Source organism: Pantoea sp. F_5, assembly GCF_008631595.1.
Taxonomy (GTDB): Bacteria; Pseudomonadota; Gammaproteobacteria; order Enterobacterales; family Enterobacteriaceae; genus Pantoea; species Pantoea gossypiicola.
Map to the genome: position 1 here is coordinate 223,317 of NZ_VWUO01000005.1, position 14,020 is coordinate 237,336.

Annotated in this window: 15 protein-coding genes and 3 tRNA genes; 9 read left to right on the forward strand and 9 right to left on the reverse strand. The window is 55.8% G+C overall.

Going from position 1 to position 14,020, the window contains the following annotated elements; genetic code table 11:
• Positions 1-4: 4 nt before the first annotated feature.
• The gene (gene serB, locus F3I44_RS09255) at positions 5-982 is read right to left on the reverse strand and encodes a phosphoserine phosphatase (protein WP_150010949.1); all 978 of its coding nucleotides are present in this window, start codon (positions 980-982) and stop codon (positions 5-7) included.
• A gap of 107 nt (positions 983-1,089) precedes the next feature.
• Between serB and F3I44_RS09260 the strand changes: the two genes are divergently transcribed.
• Positions 1,090-1,740: a YtjB family periplasmic protein gene (locus F3I44_RS09260; protein ID WP_150010951.1), complete on the forward strand. Its 651-nt coding sequence runs from the start codon at positions 1,090-1,092 to the stop codon at positions 1,738-1,740.
• Between the two features lie 90 nt (positions 1,741-1,830).
• Here F3I44_RS09260 and yjjG read toward each other — a convergent pair whose 3' ends face one another.
• The 3 genes from yjjG to F3I44_RS09275 are packed head-to-tail and all read right to left on the reverse strand — an operon-like array spanning position 1,831 to position 3,352.
• Positions 1,831-2,511: a pyrimidine 5'-nucleotidase gene (yjjG, locus tag F3I44_RS09265; RefSeq protein WP_150010953.1), complete on the reverse strand. Its 681-nt coding sequence runs from the start codon at positions 2,509-2,511 to the stop codon at positions 1,831-1,833.
• Positions 2,512-2,529: 18 nt separating this feature from the next.
• On the reverse strand, positions 2,530-2,970 hold the full coding sequence (gene rimI / locus F3I44_RS09270) for a ribosomal protein S18-alanine N-acetyltransferase (RefSeq protein WP_150010955.1): 441 nt from the start codon (positions 2,968-2,970) through the stop codon (positions 2,530-2,532).
• Positions 2,942-3,352 (reverse strand): DNA polymerase III subunit psi, encoded by a 411-nt coding sequence (locus tag F3I44_RS09275; protein WP_150010957.1) that lies wholly within the window; start codon positions 3,350-3,352, stop codon positions 2,942-2,944. Before F3I44_RS09275 ends, rimI begins: the two co-directional genes overlap by 29 nt.
• Positions 3,353-3,458: 106 nt before the next feature.
• Here F3I44_RS09275 and rsmC point away from each other — a divergent pair, with 106 nt between their 5' ends.
• The 4 genes from rsmC (at position 3,459) to F3I44_RS09295 (ending at position 4,960) form a co-directional block, all read left to right on the forward strand.
• Positions 3,459-4,490 carry a 16S rRNA (guanine(1207)-N(2))-methyltransferase RsmC gene (gene rsmC / locus F3I44_RS09280; protein ID WP_150010959.1) on the forward strand — a complete coding sequence of 344 codons (1,032 nt, stop codon included), beginning with the start codon at positions 3,459-3,461 and terminating at the stop codon, positions 4,488-4,490.
• 151 nt (positions 4,491-4,641) lie between these two features.
• Positions 4,642-4,728 (forward strand) — tRNA-Leu (locus F3I44_RS09285).
• 30 nt (positions 4,729-4,758) lie between these two features.
• Positions 4,759-4,845, forward strand: a tRNA-Leu gene (locus tag F3I44_RS09290).
• A gap of 28 nt (positions 4,846-4,873) precedes the next feature.
• A tRNA-Leu gene (locus F3I44_RS09295) sits at positions 4,874-4,960 on the forward strand.
• Between the two features lie 147 nt (positions 4,961-5,107).
• Here the strand turns inward: F3I44_RS09295 and F3I44_RS09300 are convergent.
• Positions 5,108-5,392: a DUF1435 domain-containing protein gene (locus F3I44_RS09300; protein WP_150010961.1), complete on the reverse strand. Its 285-nt coding sequence runs from the start codon at positions 5,390-5,392 to the stop codon at positions 5,108-5,110.
• Positions 5,393-5,623: 231 nt separating this feature from the next.
• Between F3I44_RS09300 and F3I44_RS09305 the strand changes: the two genes are divergently transcribed.
• The 3 genes from F3I44_RS09305 (at position 5,624) to F3I44_RS09315 (ending at position 8,259) form a co-directional block, all read left to right on the forward strand.
• Entirely contained in the window at positions 5,624-6,721 is a 1,098-nt protein-coding gene (locus tag F3I44_RS09305; RefSeq protein WP_150010963.1) for a diguanylate cyclase, read from the forward strand.
• Positions 6,722-6,905: 184 nt separating this feature from the next.
• On the forward strand, positions 6,906-7,700 hold the full coding sequence (gene fhuF / locus F3I44_RS09310; protein WP_150010965.1) for a siderophore-iron reductase FhuF: 795 nt from the start codon (positions 6,906-6,908) through the stop codon (positions 7,698-7,700).
• A gap of 94 nt (positions 7,701-7,794) precedes the next feature.
• Complete coding sequence (locus tag F3I44_RS09315) at positions 7,795-8,259, forward strand: YbaK/EbsC family protein (RefSeq protein WP_150010967.1); 465 nt, start codon at positions 7,795-7,797, stop codon at positions 8,257-8,259.
• 150 nt (positions 8,260-8,409) lie between these two features.
• Here the strand turns inward: F3I44_RS09315 and F3I44_RS09320 are convergent, their stop codons facing one another.
• From F3I44_RS09320 to F3I44_RS09330, 3 genes are all read right to left on the reverse strand, one after another.
• A complete protein-coding gene (locus F3I44_RS09320; RefSeq protein ID WP_150010969.1) occupies positions 8,410-9,396 on the reverse strand; it encodes a nucleoside hydrolase in 987 nt (328 codons plus the stop codon).
• An 11-nt stretch (positions 9,397-9,407) separates the two neighbouring features.
• Positions 9,408-10,430, reverse strand: coding sequence for a LacI family DNA-binding transcriptional regulator (locus F3I44_RS09325; RefSeq protein WP_150010971.1), 1,023 nt, complete (start codon positions 10,428-10,430; stop codon positions 9,408-9,410).
• An 87-nt stretch (positions 10,431-10,517) separates the two neighbouring features.
• On the reverse strand, positions 10,518-11,906 hold the full coding sequence (locus F3I44_RS09330; RefSeq protein WP_150010973.1) for an MFS transporter: 1,389 nt from the start codon (positions 11,904-11,906) through the stop codon (positions 10,518-10,520).
• 581 nt (positions 11,907-12,487) lie between these two features.
• On the opposite strand from F3I44_RS09330, the gene F3I44_RS09335 reads away from it, so the two are divergent.
• Entirely contained in the window at positions 12,488-13,042 is a 555-nt protein-coding gene (locus tag F3I44_RS09335) for a histidine phosphatase family protein (protein ID WP_150010975.1), read from the forward strand.
• Here F3I44_RS09335 and F3I44_RS09340 read toward each other — a convergent pair.
• Positions 13,024-13,989, reverse strand: coding sequence for a WD40 repeat domain-containing protein (locus F3I44_RS09340; RefSeq protein WP_150010977.1), 966 nt, complete (start codon positions 13,987-13,989; stop codon positions 13,024-13,026). The two genes, F3I44_RS09335 and F3I44_RS09340, sit on opposite strands and share 19 nt — an antisense overlap.
• Between the last annotated feature and the right edge of the window lie 31 nt (positions 13,990-14,020).

The window sequence follows — 14,020 nt, forward strand, 5'->3', positions numbered from 1 at the left end:
TCTGTTAACGCTCTTCGTGGATCAGGCTGCCGCTGAGGATGCAGAACACACCCATTAAATCGGCATGACGAATGGTGACCGCAGTCTGCTCATTCACTTTAGGTTTAGCATGGAACGCAATGCCCAGCGCTGAGGCTTTGATCATCAGCAGGTCATTGGCCCCGTCGCCGATTGCCACCGTCTGTTCCGGCGCGATGTCAAAACGCTGCGCCAGCTTCTTCAGGGTATCGGCTTTGTATTGTGCGTCGACAATCGGACCCAGCACGTTGCCGGTCAGTTTGCCGTCGCGAATTTCGAGTTCATTGGCCACCACCGCCGACAGATGCAGCCTGTCGCGCAGGTATTCGGCGTAGTAGGTAAAGCCGCCGGACGCGATGGCAACCTGCCAGCCCAGTGCCTGCAATTTCTGCGTCAGCGTCGTTAAGCCGGGCATCAGCGGCAGCGCATCGCGCACCTGTTTGAGAATATTGGCGTCTGCGCCCTGCAGCGTGGCAACGCGCTGACGCAGGCTGGCGGTGAAGTCGAGTTCGCCGCGCATTGCGCGCTCCGTCACTTCCGCTACCTGCTCGCCGCAGCCCGCCAGTTTAGCGATTTCGTCGATGCATTCGATCTGAATCGCGGTCGAGTCCATATCCATGACCAGCAGGCCTGGCGTTTTGAGATGCGGGATTTTGCCCAGCGGCGCTACGTCCAGCCCGGCGTCGTGCGCCAGCTTGCTGGCAAATGGCGTCAGCGATCCCGCCAGGCGAATCACCTGATACTCATCGACGTTCCAGGCGCTGACGATCACCATCGCCGCACCCAGCTGGTGCTGGTAATCGGTCAGCCGTTGCTTATCCAGCCCGCGGCCATACAGCAGCCAGCCGGTACGGCCAGCGCGATAATCCAGCGGCATCACTTCATCACCGCTAAGAGAAAGGGGCAAACCCGGCCAGAGGGAGACATCGGCGGGAAGATCGCACCAGGTTAAACGATTTGGCATCAGAGCTCCTGTAGGGACAACAAAACCACGCAAGAGGCTACCTTGTCTGCGCCGCTTCTGGCAACATAATCTCCAGGCTTTCTGTTGTGATATGACCCGGATGATTAATGGCTAAAACCGCACTGAAATTTCGCTTACACCGTACCGTGATCGTTCTTATCTCGATGGCGCTGCTGGTCGTGCTGATGCAGGGTGCTTCCTGGTTCAGTCTCGGCCATCAGACGGCGCGTTCTGAGCAGGTCGAGGAGCTGGCGCATACGCTGACCAGCCAGGTGGCGTTCAGCCTTAAGCCGTTGATGGACAACAGTGAAAATAACCGGAATCAGATTGAAGCCATTCTTAATCAGATGACGGCGAACAGCCGTATTCTGGATGCATCCGTGTATGACGGAGACGGCAGCCTGGTGGCGCACAGCGGTGAAAACATCAATGTCCGCGACCGGCTGGCGCTCGATGGCAAGCGCGCGGGCAGCTATTTCAACCACCAGATTGTGCAGCCGCTGGCCGGAACCGATGGCCCGCTGGGCTTTTTGCGCGTAACGCTGGATACCCATGTGCTGGTCACCGACTCACATCAGGTCGATAACACCACCAATATTCTGCGTCTGATGATGCTGCTGGCGCTGGCCATCGGCATTATTCTCTCCCGTACTCTGCTGCGCCACCGCCGCACCCGCTGGCAGCAGTCACCGTTCCTGCTCACCGCCAGCACGCCGGTGCAGGAGGATCGGGATGAAGATGACCCGAAGAAAGAGTAATGTCCGGCTCTGTTGAAAGGATAAAACGAGAAAGGCCCGCTGTGCGGGCCTTTTTTATGGGAACGTTGCGGATTTGCGAGACAGCTTCCCTTAGCCGATCAGCAGCGCTTCCAGCTCAGCCAGCGATTTGACCTGCCAGGTCGGTTTGATATGTTCCGGCAACGGCCGGGTGCCATGATCGAGCCAGCAGGTTTTCACCCCGGCATTCATGCCGCCGAGAATATCGGATTCCGGCGTATCCCCGACCATCAGCACCCGCTGACGATCCGGATTGCCCATCAGGTTCAGCGCATAATCAAAGATCTCTGCCGCCGGTTTTGGCACGCCGACCTGCTCAGAGATTACCAGCGCCGAAAAGTAATCACGGAAACCGGTGCGCTCAAGACGCGTCTGCTGCAGCGCGGTAAAGCCGTTGGTAATGATCCCCATCTTTACCTTGCCATGCAGTTGATTCATCAGGCTAACCGCACCCGGCAGCGGCGTGCAGATCTCCCCCATTGCGGAGAGAAAGCCGCTGTTAAGGATCTCTGGCGCCACGCTGAGCTTTTCGCTCCAGTGGTTAAAACGCTGAGTCTGCAACTGTAACGCTGAGATAGTGCCGTTCTGATAATCGACCCACAGCGGTTTGTTGATCGCCTGATAATCGCTGTAATCCTGGTCGGTGAACTGCACGTCATATCCGGCGAACAGGCGCTGCAAACCGGCATAGGCGTCGAAATGAAAAAGGGTATCGTCCGCATCAAACAGGATGCAATCCCAGTTATCGATCATTAAAGCTCCTTAACACCACTACGGCGTCAGGGCCATGAGAAGGGCATCTTCACGGCCGCTGGCGGTGGGATAATAGTTGGGACGACGACTGACCTGATTGAATCCAAGCTGCTCATAGAGCGCAATGGCGGGCAGGTTCGAGGCCCGCACTTCCAGCCACAGCGTCAGCACGTCGCGTTTGATCAACTCATCGATCAGATGCTGCAACAGCTCGCGACCCAATCCCCGGCGCTGAAAGGCGGGATCGACCGCGATGTTAAACAGCGAGGCTTCGTCCAGCACCACCTGGGTAATGGCAAAAGCGGCCATTTTGCCGTCGACATCGAGACGTAAATTGATAAAGCGCTCGCCCTGATTGCTGGCAAACGTCTTTTCACTCCAGGGAAACGCGTGACTACGACACTCAATGGCGTAGGCCTGCGCCAGATCGTCAGGGGTGAGTAAAGAGATGGCTGTCATGGTTACACATCTGTTGCCAGAGCGCGCGTCTGGCGACGCCGCTGCTGATGAGTTCATTGAAAGAGGCGCTGGTTAATGCCACGCCATTGAAAGTCTGTTCGCTCTCCACCCCGAGTAACCAGCCCGCGCAGTTCAGCGTCTCTGGCAGCATTTGCAGCTGATCCGGCGTCACGGTCATGACCTGTGCGGGTTGCAGATTGAGAGCATGCAGCACGTCGCGCATCAGCGGTTCATGCAGACCGGGCGGTGCGTCAGCGACAATAATTAACTGCGTATCCGGTGCCAGCGTGACGGCAATTTCGCCCTGAAGCACGCGCGGGCGGCGCAGCTGGTACTGTGTAATTCCCATTTGCTGTAAAAGCCAGTCGCGCCTGGACGTCATGGTGTTACCTGTTCTGCTGCCTGAATGCGACGCTATGCTAGCAAACCCATCGAACATGCGCCAACAAACCTCTATAATCCCCGCTCAGATCTTACAGGAGCCCTACATGTCTGCTTTAACCCCGGCCAGCGAAGTCATTCTGCGCCACAGTGATGAATTTACCGCCCGCCATGTTTTATTTGCTGGCGATCTGCAGGATGACCTGCCCGCTCAGCTGGAAACCGCCTCGTCGCGCGTTCACACCCAGCAATATCATCACTGGCAAAACCTGAGCCGCCGTATGGGCGAGCAGGCGCGTTACGGCATGGTTGCGCAGGCAGAAGATGTGCAGGGCTGCGATACCCTGGTCTACTTCTGGACCAAGAATAAGCCGGAAGTGCAGTTCCAGCTACAGAACCTGCTCTCTCTGCTGCCGGTCGGCTGTGACGTGTTCGTGGTCGGTGAAAACCGCAGCGGCGTGCGCAGTGCCGAAGGCATGGTGGAGTCGTGGGTGAAACTGGAGAAAATCGACAGCGCGCGTCGCTGTGGTCTCTACCATGGTCGCCTGGACAAACAGCCTGAGTTTGATGCCAGCAGCTTTGGTCATCAGTATCAGCTGGATGGTCTGACAATCCATACCCTGCCTGGCGTTTTCAGCCGTGACGGCCTGGACAGCGGCAGTGCCCTGCTGCTCTCGACCTTTACTGCGCATACCAAAGGTAAAGTGCTGGATATGGGCTGTGGCGCAGGCGTGATTGCCGCCTCTCTGCCGGCCCGTTCGCCTAAAGTGCGTTTGTGGCTGTGTGACGTGCACGCGGCTGCCATCGAAGCGAGTAAATTGACGCTGGCCGCCAATGGCATCGAAGGCGAAGTCTTCGCCAGCAACGTCTTCTCTGACGTAACGGGTCGTTTCGACATGATTATCTCGAACCCGCCGTTCCATGAAGGTACCCAGACCAGCCTCGATGCTGCCCAGGCGCTGATCCGTGGCGCAGTGAAACACCTGAACACCGGTGGCGAACTGCGTATCGTCGCAAACACCTTCCTGCCCTACCCACAGGTGCTGGATGAAGCCTTTGGCAGCCACGAAGTTATCGCGCAGACCGGCCGTTTCAAAGTTTATCGTGCCGTCTACGGTCGCGGAGCCAAAACCCGCTAAGCGCTTTTCCCGCCGTCAACCGCGTTGCCGGGCTGAAAACGTTGCTTTTTACAGCGATCGTTTCAGCCCGACGAAATAGTTGTTGACGCAAAGAGTAAAATCTCTAGAATGCGCCTCCGTGGTTGTAACATTCTCAGGGTGTTACGGGTATGCGAAGGTGGCGGAATTGGTAGACGCGCTAGCTTCAGGTGTTAGTGTCCTAACGGACGTGAGGGTTCAAGTCCCTCTCTTCGCACCAAAATCACATGTTTCATATCGCGAGCACTGCGCGAAGGTGGCGGAATTGGTAGACGCGCTAGCTTCAGGTGTTAGTGTCTTAACGGACGTGAGGGTTCAAGTCCCTCTCTTCGCACCATTGCGGTGATATGAACGGACAACTCGATGCGAAGGTGGCGGAATTGGTAGACGCGCTAGCTTCAGGTGTTAGTGTCTTAACGGACGTGAGGGTTCAAGTCCCTCTCTTCGCACCAACGTTGTCATCCTCTGTTTTTTCCTGCAATGCCTTTCTGCTTCCCTTGCAGTATCGTTTTATCCCCTGCTCACTTTAGTTTTTCAGCCCTGTTTCGCTCATCCAGTCGCTTGACGCTGTACCACGATTTTCAGCCGCTCCGCCCTGATTAAATCAGATGAAAATTCACAGAGATAGCCGCCAGTCCGCCTGCTAACGCCAGACAGGATGGCAGCAGCAGATAGTGACGCAGACGCGGGCTGAACAGCATTACGACCGTCAGCAGCAGGGCAACCGTCATCACCATCCGCCACTGACTGAAGCTCGGTTCCCATAAGGCGAACAGCGGCAGTGCGATGCAGGGCAGCAATACGCCCCACGCGCTATCCAGTTTTTTACCCAATGCCCAGCTGACTCCCCACAGGCTGCAGGCCGCAATAATCGCTATCCCCATGACGAAAACCTCAAATGATAAGCATTCCCATTATCATATGACAGTTTTAACAGCCTTGCAGCCTGTTTTTCTCACGTCCGGCAACGAAGATGACAGACCAGTTGGAAAATGCTAGATTGCGGCCGATAACACTTTTAATAACAGCAACAGCAATAATTTGCTCACTCTCTGGCAGAATCTTTTTTTGCCGGCTTGCGCTTTGGTATTTCAGGGCCGTCACGAGTATTTATAATGAAATTACAATCATATGAAGAACTGAAACAGAGTAAATACCGGCTTTCAGTGATGCTTTTTCTCTTTTTAAATATCGCCGTTTCACTATTTTATCTGCTGCCCGTAATGAGCAATGAGACCAATGACGCGACTCTGCCGGTAATTTGTGTCGCGGCTTTCAGCGGCATCATGTTAATTACCTATTTAATATGGCCCAGACTAAAACTTCCCCTGTTAAATCCTGTGGCACTTCTGCTGGGCATGCTCTGGGCCTGGCACATTAATTATCGCTTTCATCAGGTGTTCTATTTTGATGGTGGCTTTCTTATTATCAGTTTGATCAGTGTGTTATTTATCAGTGCCATCGCACTGAGCGATTATCTGGGTGCATTTTGTCTGCACGTCGCGCCGCCGGTGTTCACCGTATTACTGCTCGACGATGGACAGCATCTGCCGCTGATCCTGCTGACCATCACCCTGCCCCTGATCGGTTTCTCCCTGCAGCATCTGATGCGCCGCCGTGCCGACAACTTTACCCTGCGCCTGATGCATCAGCTCTATGAAGAGAAAGAGACATTCAGCGATCTCAGCATGCTCGATCCGCTGACCGGACTCTACAACCGCCGCGGCCTGAAGAACCGGCTCGATAATATTCTGGAAAACCATGCCGGCAGCCACTACGTGCTGCTGCTCGATATCGATCACTTCAAGGCTTACAACGATAACTATGGACATGCGATGGGCGATCAGGCGCTGGCGCGGGTCTCTGTCGCGATTCGTGATGCAGTGCGTTCGCGCGATGTCGTCACCCGCTACGGTGGCGAAGAGTTCCTGGTGCTGATGACCAATGTGAACAGTTCCATCGCCATGAAGCTGGCAGAGCGAATCCGCCAGTATGTGCTGGATTTAGAAATCCCTCACCTATTCAATGAGACCGTTTCAACCCACGTTACCATTAGTGCGGGTATCGCACCCATTTATGATAATGAGTTCGATCTGGCGGTCGCCAATGCGGACAGCGCGTTATATGTGGCTAAAAATCAGGGTCGCAATACCATTCTTGCCTGGGATGATTTGCCCCGACAGCAGCCTCAGACTTCCAGCGAACATGCCTGAGTAAACATAACGCGGTCGTTACTGACCGGAACAGTGGCGAGCGATGTGCTGCTCTGTCCGGCCTGATGACCGCTCTCAATCCCCGCCGTTTTCCCGCCAGCAGAGACGTTTTTTTACACGACTTGTAGAGTTAATCAATAACGATTATCATTTGCTTTCTTATCTACACTTTCTGCGAGTCGTCATGGCCACTGCTTCAGCTCAGGAACAGCGTTTTCGCGCTCAGTCGATGATCTTCCGGCAGAATGACCGCCCGCTGGCGGAAAGCCTGCATGAGCGGCTGCAGCAACAGCGCAGTTATTTGCTTGAATCGACGAAGTTCAGCCAGTCAGCTCCGCGCGACACGCTGCTGCTTGCCGCCTGGTCGGAATCAGAGACCTTTGCCCCGCTCATCCAGCGCTATAGTGATTATCTTTATCGCGATCATCCTGATGCCGTTCGTGAAGCGAAACCGGTGCTGTCACTCTGGGCACAGTGGTATTTTGGCCTGCTGCTGCCACCGCTCATCATGGCGTTGTTGCAGGAGTCACGTGCGCTGGACTGCTCGCCTGAGCATATTCGCGTCGGGTTTCATGAGAATGGCCATCCGGCCACATTCTGGATCGATGTGCAGGAAGATGAAGAAGCGCGCTATCTTAATTCCCTGCAGCGCATTGATCGGCTGATTCAGCAGCATCTGATCCCGGTGGTCAATGGGATTACACAGCATGGTGATATCAACGCCCGACTCATCTGGAACAACATGGGCTACTCATTCCAGTGGTTCCTGGGTGAGCTGAAAAGCCAGATCGATGAGTCGCTAATCCTGCAACTGGAGCAGGCGCTGTTCTTCAACCAGCGGCTGCTGGATGGCAGCGAAAACCCCCTTTACCGCACCATGATCCCGCGTAACGGCGAACTGGTCCGTCGCAGCTGTTGCCAGCGTTATCGCATCCCTGATGTCGAACAATGCGGCAACTGCACCCTGAACGGCAGCTAAACAGACTTAATTGCAACGAATTCTCCGTTTATCTCGTTTACAGGCACTGAGGCTTGTGGCAATTTTTACGCCTTCGATCAGCCTGGAGAGAAAGATGAGTCTGGAGTCCGTGCGCCAGTTCTTTGCCGAACACGCCCCTGAAATTGAAATTATTGAACTGGCAGAAAGCACTGCAACGGTCGGGATGGCTGCACGCGCCCATGGCGTGACGCCAGGAGAGATAGCCAAGACCCTGTCACTGAAAGTCAAAAACGACGTGGTGCTGATTGTGACACGCGGCGATGCCCGGCTGGATAATCGTAAGCTGAAAGCAGCGCTGGGCGCGAAAGCGCGGATGCTGAGCGTCGACGAGGTGATTAACTGGACCGGCCACCCGGTGGGCGGCGTCTGTCCGTTCGGTCTGGAGAATCCGCTGACCGTCTACTGTGATGTTTCACTGCGTAGCTTCGATGAAGTCCTGCCCGCCGCTGGCGCTATCCACAGCGCCGTCCGCATCTCGCCACAGCAGATGGCTGAACTGACTAACGCCCGCTGGATCGACGTGTGCGAATCCATTTAACGCTTTGTATTTTCTCATAAAATACGCATCCTCTGACTGCGCCCGAATGCTGCTGGTAACCTGACAGATTTTGTCAGCCGGTGATAATCCCCGCCCCATCATGACAGCCGATCATGCGCAATAAGCGGGCGCAGTTCATCACCCATGACTTCAGGATGTCAGGCGCTTAAATGCCTGTTCGATGATCGACAACAGCAGCGTGTTATCGACGCTATGCAGCACATGCACCGATGCGCCGCAGTGATCAGGCACACCGACGGTGAGCCGAAGCGGCTGACGATAACGCCAGCTTTTGCCACGCGTCGCACCGGGACGCAGTTCGATATCAACCCGGTAATCGATGCCCGAGGCAACTTGCTGATTCAGCAACCAGGCGACCACCAGCGCATCGTGGATCCAGCACCCCGCCAGCTGACGGGTTTCCATTGAATAGTCGATCCACGGTCGCAGTGTGTCGCGCACAAAGTCGGCTAGCGGATGATCGACGGCGGTGAGGCGGGTCAGATCCTGCTGGGTCAGGAGCGTCTGCGTGGTGACATCCATCGGCACCAGTGTTACCGCAGCACCACTGTGCAGCACCTGATGCGCCGCCTCGGGATCCAGACCAAAATTGGTATCTTTGATGTAGTCATCCAGCGAGAAGACGCCGCCCATGATCACAATTTCCGCCACCGATTCAGCCAGGGCGGGATAGCGCTGCATCGCCAGCGCCACATTCGTCAGCGGGCCAATTGCCACCAGCGTAATCTCGCCCGGATTGTCGCAAATCAGTTTGCCGATAGCGTCAGCCGCATCAAACGCATCCGCCGCAATATCGGCTGGCTGACGCACATCCTGCCAGAGTTTTCCCAGCGCAAGCTGATTGACCCGATGATCCAGCGTTTCGCGCCATGGCGCAGGATCTTCCTGTAACGCCTGCATCGCGCCCTGTACGACCGGGATAGATAATCCCAGCCGGACGATCAGATCTTTGGCAACGCGTGCACCCACGTCACATGGCGTGTTACCCGCTACGGTGGTGATTAATTCCAGCGACAGGGCTGGTGACGCTAAGGCCAGCGCAATCGCCAGCCCATCATCGGTGTTGGCACCCGCGATACCATTGCCGGGATCGCAATCAATAATGATTCTTTTCATATTTTTATAAATTAACTCTGACTTTGCGGCTGACAGCCGCAGGATTCACCAATTTCAAGATAATGTGGAAACTCCTTTAATTGCGCTTCGCTCTGCCCCTCTTTCAGCATCTGAATCGCAGAGCGTGCCATCTCACGCAGTGGCTGGCGCACGGTCGTTAATGTCGGAACATGAAACGACGAGTGATTGGTCCCGTTAAAGCAGACCAGTGCCACATCCTGCGGCACGCGAATGTGATGTTCGGAAAAGGCGCGAAGCGCGCCAATCGCCTGACCTTCATTGCTGGTAAACAACGCACGAGGCACACAGCCGCGGGCGATCATGGTTTGTGCCGCCTCGTAGCCGCCCTGTGGGGTGTAGCTGGCGGGAAACATCAGCGACTCATCAATCGGCAGGCCACGATCGTGCATGGCATCGCGCCAGCCCTGAATACGATCCTGTGCGTTAAGCATATCGACCGGGCCGCTGATGATCCCTGCCTGCTGATAACCGTGACTCAACAGATGTGCCGTCACCTGCCACGCGGCCTGACGCTCATTGACCCGCAGCATGTTCACGCCCGGCTGAGGCTCAACCCGCTCCAGCATCACCAGTGGCGTTCCACTGGCTTTAATCAGGTCGATATAAGGATGGCGATCGACGCTGTTGTAAAACAGTCCATCGACCTGCCGGTTGAGCAGCCCCTGAATTAACTCCAGTTCACGTTTGCGATCGTCACCTGCATCACCCAGCAGCATGACGTGACCGTGGTTCATCGACTCCTGCAACAACACGTGCGCCATTGACGCCACGAAGGGATTACTGATGTTGGGCACCACCAGTCCAAACGTTTTGGTGTTACCGGATGCCAGCGCGCGTGCTGCCGCATTTGGTCGGTAACCGGTCGCTTTAATCGCCTCCAGTACCCGCTGACGGGTCGCCTCAGCGACCGGACGAGGCCCGTTGTTAATAACATAACTGACGACTGCCACTGAGGTGCCTGCCGCTTTCGCAACTTCACTGCGGGTCACTTTTCCCGTTAACGACTTAGGCACATCACGTTCCCCCATAAAAAAAACAGGCCGCTTTACACGGCCTGCTGTTTATCGCTCTATTCTGGCAGACGGCACCCTCAGGCAAATCTAGATGGCATCTTCAGGCAGATTGAGATTCCGCCCTCGCGTCTCAGGAGCGACAAAAGTGGTAAAGAATCCAATGGCGGCCATTGCCGAGAAGTAGACCGCAATCGGCCACCAGTGACCGGTATAAGAGAGCATAGCAGCGGCAATAAGCGGTGCTGTACCGCCGGATAAAATCGAGCCAAGCTCTTTGGCCACCGCCATTTTAGTGTAGCGATGATGAACGCCGAACATTTCCACGCCCCATGCAGCCTGCACACCAAAGATACCCAGTGACGCCAGTGCCATACCGACCACGATAACCGGGATAACCAGCATCGGTTCACGCGTATCCAGCAGCGTAAAGGCAGGCCAGGCGTAAATCATCAGTAACAGACAGAAGACACGATACACCACCCGGCGACCAAAACGGTCGGAGAGCCAGCCCGCAAAAGGAATAATCAGGAAGCCCAGCAGTGAGGCAAGGAACACGGCCGTTGTCGGGACGGACTTATCCACCATCAGCACCTTCGCGACGTAGCCGACGATAAAACCCTGCGCCAGATAGGAGGGGCCATTTTCCCCGATACGCAGGCCAACCATGGTCCAGAAGGCTCGTGTGCGCTGGAAGAAAGGCCGCTGATCCACTACCGGCACCGCCAGCACGCCTGCACGTTCTGCTTCCATCTCCGCTTTTCTGCGCTCAAACACCGGCGTTTCACGCAGATGGCGTCGAATCCACAGCGCAACCAGGGCAATCAAGGCACTGCTGAGGAAGGGAATACGCCAGCCCCACTCCAGCAGGCTCTGCTGGTCCATCTGTACCACCAGCAGCCAGACCAGCGAGGCCAGTAATGTGCCGCTGTTGGAGCCCAGTGCGATCACCGAAGAGACCAGTCCGCGACGCTCTGTCGGCGCATACTCACCCAGCATCACCGTGCCGCCCGATAACTCTGCGCCCGCGCCGAAACCCTGGGTAAAGCGCAGAAGCACCAGACAGGCCGGTGCCCAGACACCAATCGCGGCATAGCTCGGTATTAAGCCGATAAAGGTGGTGGACGCCCCCATCAGAATGATGGTGGCGATCATCACCACCTTGCGGCCTTTGCGGTCGCCGAGCCAGCCGAAAAAAAGCGCGCCGATGGGCCGGGCAATAAACCCGACTGACCAGGTCGCAAAGCTGGAGAGCAGTGCCATCGCGGGAGTCGATTCCGGAAAGAAGACGTCGCCGAAGATGATCCCGGCGGCCAGACCGTAGAGCGCGAAATCCGCGTACTCCATTGCCGTTCCGAGCCAGCATGAGAAAGTGGCACGCCAGAAATCTTTGCGGCCTGAAGATGTGTTAAACCGCTCGTCGGCGGCTGAGGTGGAAGACAGTGATGCCTGCTGCTTAACGGTATTGTGTGCCGTCATAACCCTATCCCTGAATGCGTATGCAGATTGATAAACGCCCGTCCATGGGTCGATTCCCTGATGAAAGCGGAATTCCCCCGGTGGCGACGTTCAGTTGACTAACCATGATGAAAGGTTAAAGGATTCCCTGGTGTTGGAATCTAGCTCTCCGCCCTATTTCGCCGATCTATTTTTCACCGGTCGCTTAAACTGAGCGAATGTAACTTAACAATCAATGGAGCCTACTGTGCATCGGGCACCGTGAGCAATCACTGGGGCTTAGTGTATCTACGCGCGTAGATAAATCAAGAGATCCCGACGCAAATTGTTAGTAAAACTTCACTATCACATTGCGTCATCGCACATTTTCAGCGCAAATTCAGCCAGTTAACGCCACCTCATCGCACAATAAAAAATCACTCCGGACGATAAGTTAGCATTTTCTCTAATCATTAAGCGTTATAAGCCAGGCTAAAATCCTTTCATCGGGTTCTGTTGTCGCACACCCTGATTACGTGCAGATGACACTTCCTCTTTATTCTGAAAAGTCGCTGTAAGCGCAGACAATGCGTTACCCTGAAAAAAAGCCTGACAGAGGTGTTATGACCATTATTCTGATGCGCCACGGTAAACCTGACCACCAGGCAGCGGGTCGTCAGAGCGTGCAGGCACTTGCAGACTGGTGCGAAGCTTACGATCAGTCCGGAGTCAGTGACGGGCCGCCACCGCGCAGTATTGAGATTGCCCATGAGGCCACGATTATTGTCTGCAGTCCCCTTCCCCGCGCACAATCCTCTCTGAACCAGCTTGGCCTGCAGCCTCATGAGATTGATGCGCTCTACAGCGAAGTTGCCGTACCGCTGCTGCGAACGGGTGCCTTTCAGCTGCCGACGCTCTGCTGGCTGGCCTTACTGCGGCTGCTGTGGTTCTGCGGTTATGCGGGTGAAGCGGAGTCGCTGCAACATGCACGCAGCCGCGCATCGGCGGCGGCAGAGAAGCTGATCGGGCACTCACAGGATGGCACGGTGCTGCTGCTGGGTCACGGCATCATGAACAAGATGATTGCGCGCGAATTGCGTAAACGCGGCTGGCAGGCAGAGAAACATGCCAGCAGCCGCCACTGGAGTTCCGCGATCTATCATCGTCCGTTTATCTGACCCATCGGAAAATAGCCCAGCACCTCACAGCCCGTTCCGACACGCGGTGTGGCAATCACATTACGCTGCACCAGATCGATCACGCTCAGCGTGCCATCATCCTGATTAGCAATCAGCAGCTGTTGCCTGTCTGGCGTGAAGCAGCCATCCATCGGCATGTTGCCCACGCTGATATCGCCCAGCGGATTCAGCAGGTCGTCAAACAGCGTTACCAGCGGTTCCTGATCGCCAATCGCCACCAGCTGTTCGCCATCGGCGCTGAAGCGAACCACCTGGCAGGGCTGCTGATGACCCGGCAGCGTAATGCGCTGGCGAATACGGTGGCTCTGCCGATCGATCACATAGAGCAACGGCGCATCCGCGGCACTGGCGACCAGATAAGGGTGTTTTGGTGAAGCGGCGATGCCCGCAATCGGTCCCGGCAGCAGAATCGTATCAATCACCCGTCCCTCTGCTTCACAGAGATCCACGACGGTGATGGTTGCATCCTCTTCGTTATCGGTGAAAAGTTTGCGCCCGCTGGGTGACAGCGTCAGGCGATGCGCGTTGTGAGAAGGAATCGGGATGATCTTTTCCACGTTGTCGGTCTGCGGATCGATCACGGCTACAGCGGCACTCTGCTCACAGCAGAGATAGACTTTACCATCGCGGCCCAGCTGCCCACTGTGTGGGGCACGTAACGGCGACAGATCGATAAAACCGCTGATCTCGCGACGCTGCAAATCAATGATCGCCACTTTGTGACCCGGATGCGGGTTATTGCCATGAACGCCGTCACCATAGATGGGCACATACGCTTTACCCCAGGGTGCCAGCATCAGGAGTTCATGCGGTCGCGGTGGAAAAGCGTTCAGCTCGCGCTCGACCGCGAAGGTTTCCGGGTTAAGAAACAGGACGCGATTGCCCTGCTTATCAACCGCCAGTAAACCATAAGATTCTCTCTGCATGCGCGCTCCTTTCTCAGTAAGTTCTTCTTAA

Excerpts from the sequence above, each read along its gene's own strand:
- serB (WP_150010949.1), bottom strand. The coding sequence starts at position 982 with ATGCCAAATCGTTTAACCTGGTGCGATCTTCCCGCCGATGTCTCCCTC.
- F3I44_RS09260 (WP_150010951.1), top strand. The coding sequence starts at position 1,090 with ATGGCTAAAACCGCACTGAAATTTCGCTTACACCGTACCGTGATCGTT.
- yjjG (WP_150010953.1), bottom strand. The coding sequence starts at position 2,511 with ATGATCGATAACTGGGATTGCATCCTGTTTGATGCGGACGATACCCTT.
- rimI (WP_150010955.1), bottom strand. The coding sequence starts at position 2,970 with ATGACAGCCATCTCTTTACTCACCCCTGACGATCTGGCGCAGGCCTAC.
- F3I44_RS09275 (WP_150010957.1), bottom strand. The coding sequence starts at position 3,352 with ATGACGTCCAGGCGCGACTGGCTTTTACAGCAAATGGGAATTACACAG.
- rsmC (WP_150010959.1), top strand. The coding sequence starts at position 3,459 with ATGTCTGCTTTAACCCCGGCCAGCGAAGTCATTCTGCGCCACAGTGAT.
- F3I44_RS09300 (WP_150010961.1), bottom strand. The coding sequence starts at position 5,392 with ATGGGGATAGCGATTATTGCGGCCTGCAGCCTGTGGGGAGTCAGCTGG.
- F3I44_RS09305 (WP_150010963.1), top strand. The coding sequence starts at position 5,624 with ATGAAATTACAATCATATGAAGAACTGAAACAGAGTAAATACCGGCTT.
- fhuF (WP_150010965.1), top strand. The coding sequence starts at position 6,906 with ATGGCCACTGCTTCAGCTCAGGAACAGCGTTTTCGCGCTCAGTCGATG.
- F3I44_RS09315 (WP_150010967.1), top strand. The coding sequence starts at position 7,795 with ATGAGTCTGGAGTCCGTGCGCCAGTTCTTTGCCGAACACGCCCCTGAA.
- F3I44_RS09320 (WP_150010969.1), bottom strand. The coding sequence starts at position 9,396 with ATGAAAAGAATCATTATTGATTGCGATCCCGGCAATGGTATCGCGGGT.
- F3I44_RS09330 (WP_150010973.1), bottom strand. The coding sequence starts at position 11,906 with ATGACGGCACACAATACCGTTAAGCAGCAGGCATCACTGTCTTCCACC.
- F3I44_RS09335 (WP_150010975.1), top strand. The coding sequence starts at position 12,488 with ATGACCATTATTCTGATGCGCCACGGTAAACCTGACCACCAGGCAGCG.
- F3I44_RS09340 (WP_150010977.1), bottom strand. The coding sequence starts at position 13,989 with ATGCAGAGAGAATCTTATGGTTTACTGGCGGTTGATAAGCAGGGCAAT.